At 64.7% G+C, this 17,391-nt stretch carries 15 protein-coding genes; 5 read left to right on the top strand and 10 right to left on the bottom strand.

Annotated elements, in window-relative coordinates:
* Positions 1 to 161: 161 nt before the first annotated feature.
* The gene (locus Clow_RS12180; protein ID WP_082418664.1) at positions 162 to 1,916 is read left to right on the top strand and encodes a peptidoglycan recognition protein family protein; all 1,755 of its coding nucleotides are present in this window, start codon (positions 162 to 164) and stop codon (positions 1,914 to 1,916) included.
* 4 nt (positions 1,917 to 1,920) lie between these two features.
* Here Clow_RS12180 and Clow_RS10945 read toward each other — a convergent pair whose 3' ends face one another.
* From Clow_RS10945 to serS, 7 genes are all read right to left on the bottom strand, one after another.
* The gene (locus Clow_RS10945) at positions 1,921 to 2,763 is read right to left on the bottom strand and encodes a Cof-type HAD-IIB family hydrolase (protein WP_055179162.1); all 843 of its coding nucleotides are present in this window, start codon (positions 2,761 to 2,763) and stop codon (positions 1,921 to 1,923) included.
* A 63-nt stretch (positions 2,764 to 2,826) separates the two neighbouring features.
* Positions 2,827 to 4,359 carry a glycerol kinase GlpK gene (gene glpK / locus Clow_RS10940; RefSeq protein ID WP_055179160.1) on the bottom strand — a complete coding sequence of 511 codons (1,533 nt, stop codon included), beginning with the start codon at positions 4,357 to 4,359 and terminating at the stop codon, positions 2,827 to 2,829.
* Between the two features lie 117 nt (positions 4,360 to 4,476).
* Positions 4,477 to 5,214, bottom strand: coding sequence for an MIP/aquaporin family protein (locus Clow_RS10935; protein ID WP_055179158.1), 738 nt, complete (start codon positions 5,212 to 5,214; stop codon positions 4,477 to 4,479).
* Positions 5,214 to 6,944, bottom strand: coding sequence for a glycerol-3-phosphate dehydrogenase/oxidase (locus tag Clow_RS10930; protein WP_055179155.1), 1,731 nt, complete (start codon positions 6,942 to 6,944; stop codon positions 5,214 to 5,216). The genes Clow_RS10935 and Clow_RS10930 overlap by 1 nt, the downstream gene beginning before the upstream one ends.
* A 151-nt stretch (positions 6,945 to 7,095) precedes the next feature.
* Entirely contained in the window at positions 7,096 to 9,039 is a 1,944-nt protein-coding gene (locus Clow_RS10925) for a 1-acyl-sn-glycerol-3-phosphate acyltransferase (protein ID WP_055179153.1), read from the bottom strand.
* A 76-nt stretch (positions 9,040 to 9,115) separates the two neighbouring features.
* Positions 9,116 to 10,240, bottom strand: a complete 1,125-nt coding sequence (locus Clow_RS10920) for an alpha/beta hydrolase (protein WP_055179151.1) — start codon at positions 10,238 to 10,240, stop codon at positions 9,116 to 9,118.
* A 283-nt stretch (positions 10,241 to 10,523) separates the two neighbouring features.
* Positions 10,524 to 11,780, bottom strand: coding sequence for a serine--tRNA ligase (serS, locus tag Clow_RS10915; RefSeq protein WP_055179150.1), 1,257 nt, complete (start codon positions 11,778 to 11,780; stop codon positions 10,524 to 10,526).
* A 117-nt stretch (positions 11,781 to 11,897) separates the two neighbouring features.
* On the opposite strand from serS, the gene Clow_RS10910 reads away from it, so the two are divergent.
* A complete protein-coding gene (locus Clow_RS10910; protein ID WP_055179148.1) occupies positions 11,898 to 12,926 on the top strand; it encodes a septum formation family protein in 1,029 nt (342 codons plus the stop codon).
* Complete coding sequence (locus Clow_RS10905; protein ID WP_055179146.1) at positions 12,923 to 13,270, top strand: metallopeptidase family protein; 348 nt, start codon at positions 12,923 to 12,925, stop codon at positions 13,268 to 13,270. The genes Clow_RS10910 and Clow_RS10905 overlap by 4 nt, the downstream gene beginning before the upstream one ends.
* A 124-nt stretch (positions 13,271 to 13,394) precedes the next feature.
* On the opposite strand, the gene Clow_RS10900 is transcribed toward Clow_RS10905, so the two are convergent.
* Genes Clow_RS10900 through pheA form a run of 3 tightly spaced genes read right to left on the bottom strand, consistent with a single transcriptional unit; the run spans position 13,395 to position 15,359 of the window.
* The gene (locus Clow_RS10900) at positions 13,395 to 13,775 is read right to left on the bottom strand and encodes a GtrA family protein (RefSeq protein ID WP_055179144.1); all 381 of its coding nucleotides are present in this window, start codon (positions 13,773 to 13,775) and stop codon (positions 13,395 to 13,397) included.
* Positions 13,768 to 14,430 carry a histidine phosphatase family protein gene (locus tag Clow_RS10895; protein WP_055179142.1) on the bottom strand — a complete coding sequence of 221 codons (663 nt, stop codon included), beginning with the start codon at positions 14,428 to 14,430 and terminating at the stop codon, positions 13,768 to 13,770. Before Clow_RS10895 ends, Clow_RS10900 begins: the two co-directional genes overlap by 8 nt.
* Complete coding sequence (gene pheA / locus Clow_RS10890; protein WP_055179140.1) at positions 14,427 to 15,359, bottom strand: prephenate dehydratase; 933 nt, start codon at positions 15,357 to 15,359, stop codon at positions 14,427 to 14,429. The genes Clow_RS10895 and pheA overlap by 4 nt, the downstream gene beginning before the upstream one ends.
* Before the next feature lie 25 nt (positions 15,360 to 15,384).
* On the opposite strand from pheA, the gene Clow_RS10885 reads away from it, so the two are divergent.
* Positions 15,385 to 16,683 (top strand): amidase, encoded by a 1,299-nt coding sequence (locus Clow_RS10885; RefSeq protein WP_082418668.1) that lies wholly within the window; start codon positions 15,385 to 15,387, stop codon positions 16,681 to 16,683.
* The gene (locus tag Clow_RS10880; protein ID WP_055179136.1) at positions 16,661 to 17,383 is read left to right on the top strand and encodes a CPBP family intramembrane glutamic endopeptidase; all 723 of its coding nucleotides are present in this window, start codon (positions 16,661 to 16,663) and stop codon (positions 17,381 to 17,383) included. Before Clow_RS10885 ends, Clow_RS10880 begins: the two co-directional genes overlap by 23 nt.
* Positions 17,384 to 17,391: the final 8 nt, after the last annotated feature.

Raw genomic sequence — 17,391 nt, 5'->3', positions numbered from 1 at the left:
TCACAAGAAACACATACGCTCTATTCAGAATCATCCAGCACTTGAATAAATACTGGAATCTTTAACCACACTTGTTTACTATTGTTCATATCTTTCTCACACGGCCCGTCTGAATAACCCAGACGCACTCAACCCAGAGAATTACTGAGGAGCAAACCACCGTGCAGCAGCAACGTAGCTTGATTGCGCCCCGGCGCACCTCCACCCTCGCGGTCGTCCTGAGCACCTCGCTCATCGCCACGGCCGCGCTGGGAATCGGCTCCGGCATTATCCCCACCGACGTCGCCGGGGCGGCCCCGATCTCCGCCTCTCAGGCCACGGCCTCCTTCGCGGAAGGTGAAAACGTGGTGGTGAACGATCCTGCCATCGCCACCCAGGGCGAGGGAGAGGCGGCACGCACCGTCAAGGAGTTCAGCCGCGACGAGCAGTTCTCCATGTTCGCCCTGACGTGGAACGGCAGCCGCGACATCGCCGCCTTCGTGCGCGCCCAGGCCGCCGATGGTTCCTGGGGTCCCTGGTACAACGCCGAACCGCTGGACGAGACCTCCGCTAACGGCACCACCGGCACCGAGCTGATTTATGTGGAACCCACCAACCGGGTGCAGGTATCCGTATCCGGCGTGGACGTTCTGGGCAATGGCGAGGCAACGGCCGAGGCTCCGGCGCAGGAGCAAACCCAACCACAGGAGCAAGCCCAGCAGCAAGAGCAACCAGAGCAGGCCCAGCCCGCAGCGCCCACAGAAAACACCCCAGCAACCCCCGCGCCGCAAACCCAGGAGGCCACCCCCGCCCCCGAGACAGGTACCGCCGAGAGGGACCACAGGGGCGTCGATAGCAATGCCGAAAACAATGCGGGCGTGCCGCTGCCGGTCAATTTTGGGGACATCAAGCCCGTGGCCGAGGTGGCCGATGCTTCGGAGATCGAGGCCGTGTTCATCGACGGCAATGCGCAGGCGGGCGGGATTCAGCTGGCTGCAGAGTCCGATAGTTACGGCATGCCCGAGGTGGTTTCCCGCGCGGGCTGGGGCGCCGACGAGTCCATTCGCTGCCAGGACCCCACCATTGATGACCACGTATCCGCGCTGACCATTCACCACACCGCGGGCTCCAATAATTACTCCCAGGAACAGGCCCCGGCCGTGATGCGCGGCATTTATCAGTACCACGCCCAAACCCTGGGCTGGTGCGACATCGGATACAACGCCCTGGTGGATAAGTACGGCACCATCTACGAGGGCCGCTACGGCGGACTCAACGAGGCGGTGCAGGGCGCCCACGCGGGCGGTTTCAATCAGAACATCTGGGGCATTTCCATGATGGGCAACTACGAGTCCGTCACCCCGCCGCAGGCCACTATCGACGCCGTGGGCCGCCTGGCCGGCTGGCGCGCCGCGCTCGCGGGCTTCGACCCCACGGGCACCGACACCCACTACTCCGAGGGCACCTCGTACACCAAGTACGCCTACGGCACCGAGGTGGAGCTGCCCAATATCTTCGCGCACCGCGATGTGGGCCTGACCACCTGCCCCGGCGACGCCGGTTACGCCCAGATGGACGCGATCCGCGAGATCGCCAAAGAAACCTACGATTCCCTCGAAGGTGCGCTGGGTACCTCCACGGAGGCCAGCGCCACCGAGTCCAGCGCTATCGAGTCCAGCTCCGAAGCGTTGAGCAGCAGCGACGCCACCACCTACGACGTCACTACCGCCGAGCCGACCGCGCCCGCCGCCCCTACTGCCCCCTCGGAGCCCGCCGCGGCTGAGGCCCCGGCCGCGGGGACGCAGCCGCAGGCTGGCACTGGTGCCGGAGCCGCGTGGCAGAGCGGCCAGCAGGGCAACCAGAGTGCGGCAGCCGCCGTCCCCTCCGAGCCCGCTACCAACCCCAACGCGGCCACCGCCCCGCAGCAGGCCTACTAGCCGCCTAGAACCAGCGTTCCAGCACCTCGGCCACGCCACATTCATCGTTGGTGCTGGTCACGACGTCGGCGGCGGCCTGTACCTCCGGGACGGCGTTGCCCATCGCCACCCCCAGGCCCGCCCAGCGCAGCATCTCAATGTCGTTGGGCATGTCCCCAAAGCACACCACGCGCTGCCGGGGCACACCGTAACGCCGCGCGAGTTCGGCCACCGCCCGCTGCTTGGTCACCCCCGGCGCGGCCACCTCTAACATTCCCTCCGGCATGGAGTAAGTCAGGTGCGCCACGGCGGGATCAATCGCCGGGGCAATCGCCTCATACATCTGCGCCGACGTCATGTGCTCATTGCGCAGCAACAGTTTCACGGCAGGCACCCCCAGCACCACCTCTTCCCCCGATACCCCAAAGCCCTGCGCCTCCCAGGTGTGTACGTACTCGGGGGTTACCACAAAGAGGTCTTGTTCCTCATCAAAGGCCGAGGTCCCACAGCGTTCCACCGCCACGGTGACTTCCGGATACGCCACCCCCGCTTTATGTAAAGCCGCCCGCGCCTGCGTCACCACCGCGCTCATCACCTCGGGGCTGAGTTCCTGTGCGTCCAGCACGGTATCGGTAGCAGGATCATAGAGCACCGCTCCGTTGGCCGTGGCACACACGGGGCGCACGGGGAGTTGTTCGAGCACCGGGAAAATCCAGCGATGCGGCCTGCCCGTGGCCAGAGCAAAGGCACATTGCTTATCGACGGCCCGGCCCACCACCTCCCGTAGCCGTGCGGGTACGCGCTCGGCGGAGTTGAGGAAGGTGCCGTCAATATCGCTGACGATGAGCAGGGGCGGTGGGGTGGTCACTCTGCCGATTCTATCGGTTTGTGGCCGCTCCACCGCCCTCGTCAGTTTTTCCAGCGCAGCCGCTTAGTCCGCGTCATACTCCCAGTTCAGGGAGCGCTTCACGGCGCGCTGCCATTCGGCGTAGAGGGTATCTACCTTCTCCTGCTCCATCTTCGGCTTCCACACCGTAGTGGCGTTTTCATCCTGGCGCAGCACGTCGAGGCTATCCCAGTAGCCCACCGAGATACCGGCGGCCAGGGCGGCACCCGTGGCGGTGGTCTCGATGTTCTTGGGGCGCACCACGTTGGTGCCCAGAATGTCCGCCTGGAACTGCATGAGCAGCTCGTTCATGGTCATGCCGCCGTCCACACGCAGGTCGGTGATCTCCACGCCGGAGTCGGCCACCATCGCGTCGGCCACCTCGCGGGTCTGGTAGGCGGTGGCCTCCAGCACGGCGCGGGCCAGGTGCTTGCGGTTGGCAAAGCGGGTCAGGCCCACGATGACGCCGCGGGCGTCGGGGCGCCAGTGCGGGGCAAAGAGCCCGGAGAAGGCGGGGACGATGTACACGCCGCCGTTATCCGGTACCTCGCGGGCGAGGTTTTCGATCTGCCCGGAGTTAGGGATGATCTGGAGGTTATCGCGCAGCCACTGCACCAGGGAACCGCCCATAGAGACGGAACCTTCCAGGGCGTACACGGGGCGCTCGCCCTCGATCTGGAAGCACACGGTGGTAATCAGGCCGTTATCACTCCACTTGGGCGTGGTACCCGTGTTGAGCAGCAGGAACAGGCCGGTGCCGTAGGTGTTCTTGGCATCGCCGGGGCGGAAGCACCCCTGGCCGAACATGGCGGCCTGCTGGTCGCCCAGCACGGCGCGGATCGGCACGCCCGAGAGCGAGCCGCGGGCGCGCACCTTGTGGAAGTCGCCCAGGGAAGGGCGAATCTCCGGGAGCATGGACATGGGAATGTCCATCGCCTTGCACAGCTCGGGGTCCCATTGCAGGGTTTCCAGGTCCATGAGCAGGGTGCGCGAGGCGTTGGTGACGTCGGTGGCGTGCACGGCCGGGTGGCCCTCGTCGCCCTCGGCGCCGCCGGTGAGGTTCCACAGCAGCCAGGTATCAATGGTGCCGAAGATGAGATCGCCGGCCTCGGCGCGCTCGCGGGCGCCCTCCACGTTGTCCAAAATCCACTTGATCTTGGGGCCAGAGGGGTAGGAGTTGATGCGCAGGCCGGTGGTCTTGCGCCAGCGGTCCGGACCCTCGTCGCCGGAGAGTTCGGCGCAGAGTTCGCTGGTGCGGGTGTCCTGCCACACGATAGCGTTGTACACCGGCTCGCCGGTGTTCTTGTCCCACACGATCGTGGTTTCGCGCTGGTTGGTAATGCCCACGGCGGTGATGTCGTGGCTGGCGACGTCGCTATCGGCCAGGGCGCTGCCCACGGCGCGGCGGGTGTTATCCCAGATCTCGATGGGGTCGTGCTCCACCCAGCCCTTTTGGGGGAAGATCTGCTCGTGCTCGAACTGCCCCGAGGCCACCTGGTTGCCGTCGTGGTCGAAGATGATGCACCGGGTCGAGGTCGTGCCCTGGTCAATGGCCGCAACGTATTTATTACTGCTCATTAATTCTTTGCTCCGTTATTGTCCGTGCTCTGTACGTACGGGCGGCCCCCATGCGGGGGCCGTACTAGTGTGCTCTCCTTTAGTACTCTACTTGCGTAGAGTACTGGTCCGCACAGCCTAAAGGGCTGCTACCAGACCCACCGCCACGGCGGCGAGCATGGGAGCCACGATGGGCACCCAGGCGTAACCCCAGTTGGCGCTGCCCTTGCCGGGAATCGGCAGAAGGAAGGCGTAGGCGAAGCGGGGGCCAAAGTCACGCACCGGGTTAATCGCATAACCCGTGGGGGTACCCAGGGACATGCCGATGGCCACGATCACGAAGGCCACGCCGAAGTAGGTCAGCGGACCCAGCTCGCCACCGGCGGGGCCGAAGGCAATGAAGATCAGCAGCACGGCGGTGGCGATGAACTCGGTCACCGCGTTCCAACCGTTATGGGGCTGCGCGGGGCCGGTGTAGAAGATTCCGCCGGTCTCGCTATTGGCTCCGGTGACCTTGCCCTGCTCGTCCACGTTGTTGGCGTCGAAAAGCTGCTTGAACGCGGCCCAGGCCAGCACGGCACCGAAGATGGCGCCCAGGAGCTGCCCGGCGATGTAGAAGGGCACGAGCGACCACTCGGTAGCGCCCTTGAGCGCGAGCATGATGGTCACGGCTGGGTTGAGGTGGCCACCGGAAACGTCGGCCACGCTGGCGCCCACGTACACGGCCATGCCCCAGCCGAAGGCGATGAGAACCCAGCCGGTTCCCTTGGCCGCCGAGGTGCGCAGCGAGTTCGCGGCGTTGACGCCGTTGCCCAGGAGCAACAGCAGGGTGGTTCCTAGGAACTCCCAAAGAAAAGCATCACTTGCAGTAAGCATCAGTCCTCCACCGAGGTGTTAATGGCTTGTCGGGAATCGGCAACCTCGGTGATGATCGTGTTAGCGTCCTCGTCCGTAAGTGCCTTCTCTGCGGCGAGCTCGGCTTCCACGCGCTCGCGGAAGGTAGCGATCTCCTGCTTCTTGGTGGCCTCGTCCCAACCCAAGACGGAGGCGATGAGGTCAGCCACGGCCTCCGCAGAATCGAGGCCGCGGTGGGCGTACTCCATCCCCACGCGCAGGCGGCGGTTGAGCACGTCCTCCAAGTGCAGAGCACCTTCGTGAGTTACAGCATAAAGCACCTCAGCCTTAAGGTAACCCTCAGCGTTCGGTACGGGGGTAAGCAGGTCGGCGTCGTCGGCCGCCGCGGCCAGCACCTCCTCATAGAGGGAGCCGTAACGGCCCAGCAGGTGTTCGATCTGCTTTTGGCTCAGCCCGTGGCGGGCGGCCAGGGCGGGCACCTGGTTGCTCAGGGCGTGGTAGCCATCGGCACCCAGGATCGGGGTCTGATCCGTGATGGATTCCGATACCTTCTTGGGCACATCCTGCAAGGCCAGATCCACGGCGTCCTTGCCGATCACGCGGTAGGTGGTGTACTTGCCACCGGCCACGGAGACCAAACCCGGCACGCTGCGGGCTACGGCGTGGTTGCGCGAGAGGTTCGTGGTGGAATCCGAGCTGCCCTCCAGCAGGGGGCGCAGGCCGGAGTACACGCCCACGATGTCCTTCTTGGTGATCTCGCGGCGCACGCGCTTGTTCACCTCGGTAAGGATGTATTCGATGTCCTCGCGGGTGGGAGCGGGATCGGGCTTGCTCAGCGTTTTGGCCCAATCGGTATCGGTGGTGCCGATGATCCAGTAATCACCCCAGGGCATCACGAAGAGCACGGACTTCTCCGTGACGAAGGTCAGGGCGGAATCGGCTTCCAGCACATCCTTGGGCACCACGATGTGCACGCCCTTGGAGGCATGCACGGAGAACTTGCCCTTGGTGCCCGCCATCTTCTCAATCGCGTCATTCCACACGCCGGTGGCGTTGATGAACACGGAACCGCGGATGGTGGTTTCCTCGCCGGTATCGGTATCGCGCAGACGCGCGGACACCACGCGGCCATTGACCTTATCCAGGCCCACGACCTGCGTGGAGGTGCGCACCACGGCGCCGTACTCGCCGGCGGTGCGCAGCACCATCATGGTGTGGCGGGCATCGTCCACCTGGGTGTCGTAGTAGCGCACGCCGCCCACCACGGCGTCCTCGCGCAGGCCGGGGTTGCGCTTGAGCACGCTGGAACGGGTGAGGTGCTTTTGCATGGGCACGGTCTTGGCACCGCCCATGAGGTCATACAGGGTGAAGCCACCGAACATCATCACGCGCTCCCACAGGCGGTGGGTGAGCGGGAAGATGAAGCGCAGCGGCTTGACCAGGTGGGGAGCCAGGGTGGCCATGTTCAGCTCGCGCTCGCGCAGCGACTCCGCCACCAGGCGGAAATCGAACATCGCCAGGTAGCGAAGGCCACCGTGGAACATCTTGGAAGAACGCGAGGAGGTACCAGCGGCGAAGTCGCGGGTTTCCACCACGGCTACCTTCAGGCCGCGGGTGGCGGCGTCGAGGGCCGCGCCGGCACCTACGGAGCCGCCACCGATGACCACGACGTCAAATTCTTCCTCGCCAAAACGCTGCCAGGCGTTCTTGTAGGACTCGGGATTAAATGTCTGCTTGCTTGTGGAAGCCATTGGTGGTAGCTACCTAAACCTCTCTTTTTGCAGTGCGCTCGTGATACGGCTTCACAGTATCAAAAAGGAGGGTGAGGGCAGCCTGTAAAAATGTCCACATTATGCTTTTGAGCTGCGGACTATCCGAGTTTTCTGGGGGTGCCTATGCCCCCTACTGGCGTTCCTCACTCGCGGCATCCAAGAGCGGATTCAGCACCTCCGCCACGCCCGCTTCATCGCTTATCGACGTCGCGCTGCTCGCCTTTTTCAGCACCTCAGAGGGGGCGTCCGCCATCGCCACACCCTTGCCTACCGCCTCTAGCACAGGAATATCGGAGGGGGCGGCTCCGAAGGCCACCGTCTGAGCGGGGGTAATGTGCAGAAAATCCAACGCCCGAAAAACGCCTAGACCTTTGTTTGTCTCCGCCGGAAGGATATGCAGCCCCTTGCGCGAGGTGGGCACAACCGCAGCCACATTCTTCAACTCTTTGCGCAGGTGGGAAGCCGTTTTTTTGAGATTTCCCTCAGGCATGCGCAGCACCCCGGCCAACCTGTGATATTCCCCACCTTCAAGCCCCGTGCGCCACTCAACCGACACCTCGGGGGCCACGGAGGCCACCGCCCGCTCCACTGCGGCGGCGTCGGCCTCCGCAAAAAAGTTCTGCGCCAGCACCTCCCCCTGAGCATCGAGCACCACCGCGCCGTCGTAGCACACCCCCACGGTGTCAAGGCCCAGCTCCGCCGCCGTGCGCCGCCACTCATCCGGGCCAAACTCCGTGGTGAGCACGATACTGGCCCCATCGTCCACGGCGCGGCGCAATGCCTGGACATCGCGCTCATGCACCCGACCATCGGTGCCCAGCAAAGAGCCCTCCACATTGCACACAATGGCGCCGGGGATACCACTGAACTGCGCCGTTACCCGGTGCGGCAGCTTGCTCACGATCTGCTTAGACTGCGCCGCCAAGCGCGTCAACGCCTCATCCAAACGCGAGCCCTCGTAGCGCTCCCAGCCTTCGCTCGAGAGCTGCGAGTACAGCATGGCCGCGTTATTCTTCGCCTGCTCCATCGAGGCCGCAATGCGATCACGCCCCTCGCGCGCGCCCTGGGAGACCTCCGCAGCCAGTTCATCCATGCTGTTCTTCAACCACACCACCATCGCGGTGCGGTCCTCTTTTTCCTCTGCCCCCTGGGCCTGCTCCGTGGCGGGCTCCTTAGTGGGTTCCGGCGCAGGCTCCGGCTCCTGGGAATGAGCGAACTTCTCCTGGGCGGAATCATAGGCCTCATAAGCCCCGGCCACGAGGTTGCGGCTTACCTCTTTAATTTTCTCGCTGAGCACCGTGAGGTCCTCGCTGAGTTTGCGGATTCGATAACGCTCTTTTTCTACCTCGTTATCCTCGCGCTGGGCTACCTCCGGGGAGGGAGCGCCGCCACCAAAACGCGCCGGAACCCAGAACTCATTAGCCGGGAACTCCCCATAATCGCGCTGGTATTGGTCCCAGAGATGTTCCAGGCCGCTTTGCATTTGCTCCCGCAGCGCCTCCGTATCTTCTTCCGGGCTGCCGCTCGGATTCCACGGCTCTAGTACAGAAAGGTAAATGGGCGTGCGGCTGCGGCCCAGATTGCGCTTGCCCCCCTTGGTCCACAGGCGCTGAGAACCAAAGGAAACCAGCGGGATAATCGGCACCTCGGCCTTTTGTGCAATGCGCACCGCACCCGTGCGCAGATTTTTTATCTCAAAGCTGCGGGAGATGGTGGCCTCGGGGAAGATACCCACGATCTGCCCTTCCGAGGCCTTGCGCACCGCCTCTTCAAAGGAAGCCGCGCCGTCGATGCGATCCACGGGGATATGCCCCATGATGCGCATGAGCGTGCCCACGCCCGGTTTATCAAAGACGCTGGCCTTGGTCATGTACCGCACCAGACGGCCGCGCAGATGGGGGGCGTATCCCCCCAACACAAAATCCATATAGCCGGAATGGTTCATCACCAGGATCGCGCCACCCTTGCGGGGGATTCGATCTTCGCCCTCCACGTGCATCTGCAATCCCTGGGCCGCAATAACAACGCGCCCCACGCGGACGATGCCCCGATAAACCATATCCCACAGCAACATGCCGTGAAGTATAGTTCAGAGCACCCGCGTGAGGCCCGCCATTCCAGCCGCGTGTGCGGCCTTTATTCAGCTCGTATTACACGTTGTGAGCGTTCAGCCAGCCGATGACCTTATCCATCGCCTCGCCCTTGGCGGGCTCGTTGAACACCTCGTGCATCTGGCCCTCCCAGTACACGATCTCCTTATCCTGCGAGGAGATGCCGTTGTACCAGTCCTGGGCGAAGTAGGCGGGCACCAGGCCGTCCTTGGTGCCGTGCATGATGAGGGTGGGGGTGGTGAAGAGATCGGCATTCACGGCGTCGTAGAGCCCCGCAAAGACCATCTGCTGCACCATGCCCAGGCTCAGCTTCTGGTTCACCAGCGGATCGGTGGTGTACTGCGCGGTCACCTCGGGATCGGAGGCCACGCCATCAGTGAAGGCATTGGGCACCTGAATCTGATCCGAGAACGGCAGGGAGGGCACGTGAACCTCCGTGCGGCCAGGGATCACCTGCTGCGCCAGCATGGTGTTGAAGGTGGTGAGCTCGGTCAGCGGCAGGCGCTCGGAGAGTGTGGGGTCCAGCTCGCGCTGCATATCGGTGATCTCCTGCGGGGTCACCACCTGGCCCTGTTCATTGCGCCCAGAGAGGTTCAGCGGAGCACCGCCGCCGTTGGTCACGATGCCGGCGACCTCGCCGGGGTACTTGATGCCGTAGAACTGTGCGGCCAGGGCGCCCATCGAGTGACCCAGCATGAAGGTCTTGACGTCGGGGTGCTCGGCCTTGGCCTTCTGCGTCAGCGTGTGTACGTCATCCACGAGGAACTGGAAATCGTCAATGTGGCCGCGCACCACGGAGTTACCGGCGTCGGCGGTCTTGCCGTGGCCGCGGTGATCCAGGCGGTAAACGTTGTAGCCATCGGCCAGCAGGCGATCCGCCACGTAGTCATAGCGGCCAGAGTGCTCGGCGGCACCGTGCACCACCACCACGTTGCCCTTGGCGTTCGGCACCGTCTGGGACTTCCAGTACACCTGGGTACCCTTGCCATCCGTGCTCGTGAAGAAGCCCTCCTCCACAGCGGCCTGCGGAGCCGCCACGGCGGGGTTAGCCGCCGGAGCCTGCGGGGCAACGGTAGCGGAAGCAGGGACAATGCCCGCAAGGGCCAGGCTCAGGGCCGAGCCGGCAGCGACGACGCGAAGAACATTCTTGCGCTGGGAGGTCATGGTTCTCCTCTTTCTCTCTATCCAATTCCTGCCGGGAATCTGTGACGCAAATAATCTCCCGGCTTTTAACGACAGCATAGACACACCTCCCGCACACAGAAATAGTCCAGTTAGCGAAACCTTTTAAAATACCTGGTTACCCCTTTTCGCCCACCCCTATCCGGGTGTATTAGGAAGTACATATGTTTCTTTAAAAACATAAAGTCCCCGCTGCATAGCGGGGACTTTATCTGAAAGAATACTGGGGTATTCCTGCGCTTTTTCTCACCTCCCAGCGAGGTTTCTAGCGCGGTTCCAGCACCTCTTTACCCACAAAGGGACGCAGTGCCTCGGGCACCACCACGGAGCCATCGGCCTGCTGGTTATTCTCCAAGATCGCCACCAACCAGCGGGTCGTGGCCAGCGTGCCATTGAGCGTGGCCGCCACCTGGGGCTTGCCATTCTCATCACGGTAGCGGGTGGAGAGGCGGCGCGCCTGGAAGGTGGTGCAGTTCGAGGTAGAGGTGAGCTCACGATAGGTTTCCTGCGTGGGCACCCAGGCCTCCGTATCGAACTTCCTGGCGGCAGAAGAGCCGAGGTCACCGCCCGCGACGTCGATAATGCGATACGGCACCTCCACCGCAGAGAGCATGTCCCGCTCCATGTTCAGCAAAGCCTGGTGCTGAGCTGTGGCTTCTTCTGGCTTGCAGTACACAAACATTTCCAGTTTGTCGAACTGGTGCACGCGCAAAATACCGCGGGTGTCCTTGCCATAGGAACCGGCCTCGCGGCGGAAACAGGAGGACCACCCAGCGTACTTCACCGGCCCCTGAGAAAGATCAATGATCTCATCGGCGTGATAACCCGCCAGCGCCACCTCAGAGGTGCCCACCAAATAAAGATCATCGCGCTCTAGATAATAAATCTCCTCGGAATGTTCCCCCAGAAAGCCAGTTCCGTTCATAATTTCCGGGCGCACCAGCACCGGGGGAATCATCACCTGGAAGCCGGCGTCGCGCGCTTTTTGAGCCGCCAGGGTGAGCATTCCCAATTGCAACAGCGCGCCGTCACCCGTGAGGTAATAAAAGCGAGAACCGGACACCTTGGTACCCCGCTTCATATCAATAAGACCCAGGGATTCCCCCAAATCCAGGTGATCCTTGGGCTCAAAATCAAACTCACGGGGCTGGCCCACGTGTTCCAACACCACGTAGTCATCCTCGCCCCCGGCGGGTGCCCCCTCCACCACATTGCCCAGGCGCATCTGCGCGGCCGTCACGCGCTCCTCGGCGGCCTTCTGCTCCTCTTCCGCCGCCTTCACGCGCTCCTTGAGCTCATTGGAGCCCTCCAATAGCGCGGGGCGCTCCTCGGGGCTGGCCTGGCCGATCTTCTTACCAAAGGCCTTCTGCTCGCTGCGCAGCTCATCGGCTTTTTTAATGGCCTCGCGGCGGGCCTCATCGGCCTCCAAAAGCACGTCCACCAGGGCGGGGTCAGCCCCGCGGGTGACCTGGGAGGCACGCACAACGTCGGGGTTTTCGCGGAGAAACTTCAGATCAATCACGCGCTCTAGCCTACCGGGCGCTTACCCAGCGCGGGCAGCACATCCGGGCCTCGCATAAGGAAAATAGAGAACACAACCACGTATTGCGCCCCAAGATGATTACAGTAGGTACCTGTTATGAGTCTCTCCGAAAATTGGCGTACCTCCCTCGCCGTGCGCACCGGCCTCGTGGGAGCGCTTGCCTCCGCCGTGTGCCTGGCCTCGTTCAGCTACGCCTCCGAGCGCACCGATAGCACCACGCAGGCCGCCCCCAGCACCGCAGCCAGCAGCAGCGAGCAACCGGAGCAAAAGAAGGAAGCCGCGCCCTTCACCGCTGCCGACGCCGGCGCCTGCCTTACCTGGGATGTGGCTCCCGACGGCGCCGTGAGCAACTTCCAGCAGGCCCCCTGCGAGGGCGATCACCGCTTTGAGGTGGCCGCCCGCCAGAACCTCGGCACCTATCCCTCCTCCGAGTTCGGTGATAACGCCCCGCTTCCCGACGTCACCCGCCAAGCCCAATTGCGCTCCGAACTCTGCTATAACCCCACGCTGCGCTATCTCGACGGCCGCTTTGACCCCTCCGGGCGCTATTCGATCGCCTCCATTCTCCCGCCCGCCGAGGCCTGGGCGGCGGGCGACCGTACTATGCTCTGCGGCCTCCAATCCACCAACGCCTCTAGCACCCCGGAGATCACCCACGGCACGGTGGGCAGCCAAGATCAAGCGCGGATCACGCAACCGGGACAATGCGTGTCCGTCAACGCCTCGAACTCCTTGGGTGTGGTGGACTGCGGCGAGGATCACCAGCTGGAAACCACCGCCGTTATCAACCTTCAAGAGACCTTCCCCGAGGGGGTTCCCAGCGTGGAGGACCAGGATAAACACCTCCAAGAGGTGTGCACCAAGGCCGCCGAGGATTACCTGGGTGGGCCGGAGAACCTGGAGAAAAGCACCCTGCAAATCTATTGGGGCAGTATCCCCTCCGAATCGTGGATCGGCGGCTCCCGCAGCGTGAACTGCTCCCTGATTAGCGCCCACGGAGAAAGCGGCTTCAACTCGCTGCGCGGCAGCGCCACCGGAGAGTTCACCATCAACGGCACCCCGCCCGCGGACAACGCCCCCGCAGAAGCGGCTCCCGCAGCGGGAGAAGAAGGGCACGCGCATTGATCGACGTCAGCGACGAGCGCTTTGACGAACTCGTAGATTCCGCCCTGGCGCGCATCCCCGATGAGTTTGCCGATCATATGAAGAACGTGGTGATCCTGGTGCGCGATTACCGCGACGGCAACCCCCGCACCCTGGGGCTCTACGAGGGCGTGTCACTCCCCCGCCGCCAATTCACCCACACCGGGTACCTCCCCGATACCATCACGCTTTATCGCGGGGCGTTGATGGACTACTGCGTTTCCGAGGCGCACCTGGAAAAGGAAATCTACGTGACCGTGATGCACGAGGTGGGCCACTACTTTGGCATGAGCGAGGAGCAGTTACACGAGCTGGGGTGGGGGTAGGAAACACAAAACCTCCGGCCACGAGGTCGGAGGTTGCGAAGTGCGAAACCCCGTGGGTGCCCAACAGGACACATAGATTTTCGCTAGGAGCGAATATACCGCATACCCTGCCCAAAGTCCACCCCTAACCCTCCCGAAACACCCACCGCGATTGCAGCAGATAGTTCAACGCGGTGGCGCAACCCTGGGAGAACACCCAGGCCACGGTAACGGCATAAGGCCCGCCGTACAAGTACCCCCGGCACACAGCATCCGCCGTCACAGCCGTGCCAAAACTCATCGCATAGGCCACCCCGGCGCGCCCCGCCTCCCCTGCGTTGCGCTTGCCCTGGAAGGTCACCGCGCTATTGAGCAGGTAGGCCACAGTGCTGCCAAAGATGAAACTGGCCGCTCGCGAGGGAACAGGAGCCATCCCCAACCACAGCAGCGCCATGCGGGAGCCGTAATCGCAGCAGGCGCTCAGCACGCCCACCGCGAGGAATCGCCACAGGGCGGGGCTAAACATTGCGCAGCGTATCCCACCGCACCAGGTCCCAGTGGCCGAACTCGCGGCCTGCGGGGTTAAGTTCCACGTAGCAGCAGTTGGCGAGGTAGGCCTCAAAGGCCTCTTCCGGGTGCAACGAGGCCGCGTGGGTAGCCACGGTGCGGATAGCCCCGCCGTGGCTGACTATCACCACGTCCCCCTCCTCCGGGCGCTGGGCCAGGGATTCGGCCACCTCGTCGAGCACCGGGCGGAACCGGCCCAATACGTCGAGGTAACCCTCGCCGCCGGGAGTAGCGGCGGTGGTGTCCCCGTGCAGCCAGCCATGAAAAGCCTCTTGGTAGGCCCGGTGGGCCTCCTCGTCGCCGCGCATCTCCAGGTCTCCCACGGAGACCTCGTGCAGCCCGGCGCGCACCGTTACGGGGAGCGATCCGGCAGGCAGACCGCGGGCCTCCTCATAGGCGGCGGCCACCCCCATTGCGGTCTGCTGGGCGCGCAGGGCCACCGAGGTGATGATTTCCCGTACCTTCCCCGGCCGCTGCGCGAGGTCACGCCCGGCCTGGGTGGCCTGGCTGCGGCCAATCTCGGTGAGTTCCGCCCCTGGTGGGCGGGTATCGAGCAAGCGGGAGGCATTGCTGTAGGTGCGCCCGTGGCGCAGCAGGATGAGGTGGGAGGTCATGGCAGTTCCTTTCCGGTGCGGGCGGCTTCCACCCAGTCGAGGGTAGCGTTCTGTGCGGTCTCATCGGGCGCGGAATCGGCGCGGGAACCCGCTGGCCAGGAGCCCAGGAAGCGCAGGGTTTCGGCGCGCAGCCAGAGGTCACGCAGGGCCTCGGCCACCGGGGTGTCGTCGATATGCCCCACCAGATCCACATAGAAGTGGTAGGTGCCCAGCCGGTCGCGGGTGGGGCGCGATTCGATGCGGCTCATGTCCACGCCCCGGCGCGCGAACTCACCCAGGGCGGCGGCCAGGGTGCCGGGTTGGTTGGGCAGGGTGAATGCCACGGAGGTGCGATCGTTGCCGGTGCGCGGGGTAGGCACGCCGCGCGGGCCGACGAGCACGAAGCGGGTGCTTGCTCCGGCGACGTCGGCAATGCCGGTGGCAAGCGGCTCCAGGCCCCAGATTTCGGCGGCGCGCGCGGGGGCCGCGGCGGCGTCAGCACGCCCCTCCGCGACCTCGCGGGCGGCCGCCGCGTTGGAGGAGGCGGGCACGAACTCTGCGGCTGGCAGGTGCTCGGCCAGCCAGCCGCGTATCTGCTGGTGTGCCACGGGGTGCGTGGCCAGGGTGCGCACCTGGGTAAGAGCGGTACCGGGGCGGGCCATGAGGCAGAAGGCGATGTGGAGGTCCGTTTCCCGGTAGATCTGCACGCTGGCGCGGCGCAGGGCGTCGAATGCCTGGGTGACGGGGCCGTCCACGGAGTTTTCTATGGCCAGGCAGGCGTACTGGGCTTTCCCCTCGTTGATGGCGTCCACGGCCTCGGCGGGGCTGCCCACCGGCAGGGGCGTGATGTCCGGGGCGGGGGTGCCGAACCCGCCTTCTTCTACCAGTTGCCACAGAGCGGCCTCGGTGAAGGTTCCGGCAGGCCCCAGGTATGCCACGGTGATCGTCATGGTCACCCAGCCTATCCTGGTGGCTATGCCTTATGCCGCTTGCGGAGGTTCCGCTTATCGACGCCCCCAGGGCCTCGGTTCCGCCGCTTCTGCCTCCCCCGTGGAGGCCGTGGAGCGCTTTGCCCGCAGCATTTCCGAGCTGAGCCCCGCCGAACACGGCTTTAGCCACCTGGATATACCCCGCGCCCTGGCCCGCGCCCTGGCCCGCGCGCAGGCCATTGAGCGCCGTTCCTGCCTGCGTTCGCGGCCCCTGCACGGCATGGTGATTCCGGTGAAGGACCTCTACGACGTCGCGGGAATGCCCACCACCTTCGGATCCCGGGCGCGTACCAGAACCGCCACCCGCACGGAGCCCTTCGTGCGCTCCCTGCTGGAACGCGGCGCGGTGGTGCCGGGTAAAACCGCCACCTCGGAGCTGGGTATGACGGCCTACCTGGAACCCGTGGGGCTGCCCGCCGTGGAGAATCCCCGCTTACCGGGCTGTACCCCCGGGGGTTCCTCGGGCGGGGCGGCGGTGGCCGTGGCGCGCGGGCTAGTGAACGCCGCCCACGCCTCCGATGGCGGCGGTTCCATCAGGATTCCCTCAGCCGCCTGCGCAGTGGTGGGGTACAAGCCCCCGCACGAATCACACGGCGGGGTGCTCTCCACCCAGGGGTTCATCACCCGCAGCGTGGAATTGAGCGCCTACCTGCACGGGGTGGAACTGCCCACCGATCTTCCCCGGTTGCGAGTGGGGTTGCTCACGGAACCGCTCTTTGCCTCGGTAGATGTGGCACCTCGGTGGCGCGAGGCCGCCGAGCACGCCGCCCGGTTGCTTTCCCGGGCGGGGCACCGGGTGGTGCCGGTCTCTCCGCCGCCTATAGCCGGGGAGGTCTTTGCGGCCTTTCGCACCATCTTCACCGCCGGGGCGGCGGCGGTGCCTGCGGTACGGGACGACGAACGGGGCGTCGATAAGCCCAGTCCGATGGTGACCCACCTTCGTTCTGTGGGCTCCCACGTGAGCCCGGAGGACCTGCACCACGCGCACGAGGTCCAGGCCACCATGCCCGCGCTCGCGGAGGTAGACGTGGTGCTCAACCCCACCCTGGCCTGGGACCCGCCACCCATCGGGCACTTCTCTTCCCTGCCTCCGGAGGAGGACTTCTGGGAGCAAACCCGCTGGACTCCCTGGGCCTCCTGGTTCAACATGAACGGGCAGGCCGCGGTGAGCGTGCCCTGCGGCGGGGCCGGGGCCTCGGTGCACCTGGGGGCCATCACCGTGCCGCCCTCGATTCTGCTGGCCCTGGCGCGGGAGGTGAGCGATGAGGTCACGCCTGCGCACTGAGATTACGCTGGTGCTGGCGCTGACCTTCGGCACCGCCGGGGTGCGCGCGGCCCTGCGCTTGGCGGCCTCCTTGACCTCTAGCACGCCGCTGGCCGAGCAATCGGTGGTGCTCAACGCCCCGCAATCCACGCAGATATGGCTGAATCTGGGATTACAGCTGTGTTCCGCCATCGTGCTCTTTTCCTGGGGCGGGCTGGCCCTCTTCCTGCTCGCCCGCGATGGCGTGGCACCGCGTTCTGCGCGGCGGAGCGACCTCACCTGGGGTGCCGCCCTAGCCGCGCTCATCGGTATTCCCGGCCTGGCCTTGTATATCGCGGCCCTGCACCTGGGGCTGAGCAAGGAGGTGGTGCCCGCCACCTCGGGCGGATTCCTCGCCATTCTCATGCTGCTCATTCCCGCGGCCGCCAATGCCTTTGCAGAAGAATTAGTGGTGGTGCTGTGGCTATGCACCCGCCTGCGCCAACTGGGGTGGTCCTGGTGGGCCGTGGCGGCGGCCTCCTCGGTGCTGCGCGGCTCCTATCACCTCTATCAGGGAATAAGCGCGGGGCTGGGCAATATCATCATGGGCCTGGTTTTCTGTTGGTTCTTCCGCCGCACCGAGCGCGTGTGGCCGCTGGTGGTGGCGCATTTTCTTATCGACGCCGTGGCCTTCCTCGGCTACGCAGCACTGGGCGGGAACCTCGGCTGGCTGGGCTTGTGATCTAGTGT

This window comes from Corynebacterium lowii, from assembly GCF_001412085.1.
Classification (GTDB): Bacteria; Actinomycetota; Actinomycetes; order Mycobacteriales; family Mycobacteriaceae; genus Corynebacterium; species Corynebacterium lowii.
This window is presented reverse-complemented; position numbering and strand designations above follow the sequence as displayed.

Bases quoted from the DNA above. Each gene is read 5' to 3' on its own strand.
- Clow_RS10880 (WP_055179136.1), top strand. From the start codon at position 16,661: ATGAGGTCACGCCTGCGCACTGAGATTACGCTGGTGCTGGCGCTGACC.
- Clow_RS10935 (WP_055179158.1), bottom strand. From the start codon at position 5,214: ATGCTTACTGCAAGTGATGCTTTTCTTTGGGAGTTCCTAGGAACCACC.
- Clow_RS10920 (WP_055179151.1), bottom strand. From the start codon at position 10,240: ATGACCTCCCAGCGCAAGAATGTTCTTCGCGTCGTCGCTGCCGGCTCG.
- Clow_RS10930 (WP_055179155.1), bottom strand. From the start codon at position 6,944: ATGGCTTCCACAAGCAAGCAGACATTTAATCCCGAGTCCTACAAGAAC.
- Clow_RS10900 (WP_055179144.1), bottom strand. From the start codon at position 13,775: ATGTTTAGCCCCGCCCTGTGGCGATTCCTCGCGGTGGGCGTGCTGAGC.
- Clow_RS10910 (WP_055179148.1), top strand. From the start codon at position 11,898: ATGAGTCTCTCCGAAAATTGGCGTACCTCCCTCGCCGTGCGCACCGGC.
- Clow_RS10885 (WP_082418668.1), top strand. From the start codon at position 15,385: ATGCCTTATGCCGCTTGCGGAGGTTCCGCTTATCGACGCCCCCAGGGC.
- glpK (WP_055179160.1), bottom strand. From the start codon at position 4,359: ATGAGCAGTAATAAATACGTTGCGGCCATTGACCAGGGCACGACCTCG.
- pheA (WP_055179140.1), bottom strand. From the start codon at position 15,359: ATGACGATCACCGTGGCATACCTGGGGCCTGCCGGAACCTTCACCGAG.
- Clow_RS10895 (WP_055179142.1), bottom strand. From the start codon at position 14,430: ATGACCTCCCACCTCATCCTGCTGCGCCACGGGCGCACCTACAGCAAT.
- Clow_RS10925 (WP_055179153.1), bottom strand. From the start codon at position 9,039: ATGTTGCTGTGGGATATGGTTTATCGGGGCATCGTCCGCGTGGGGCGC.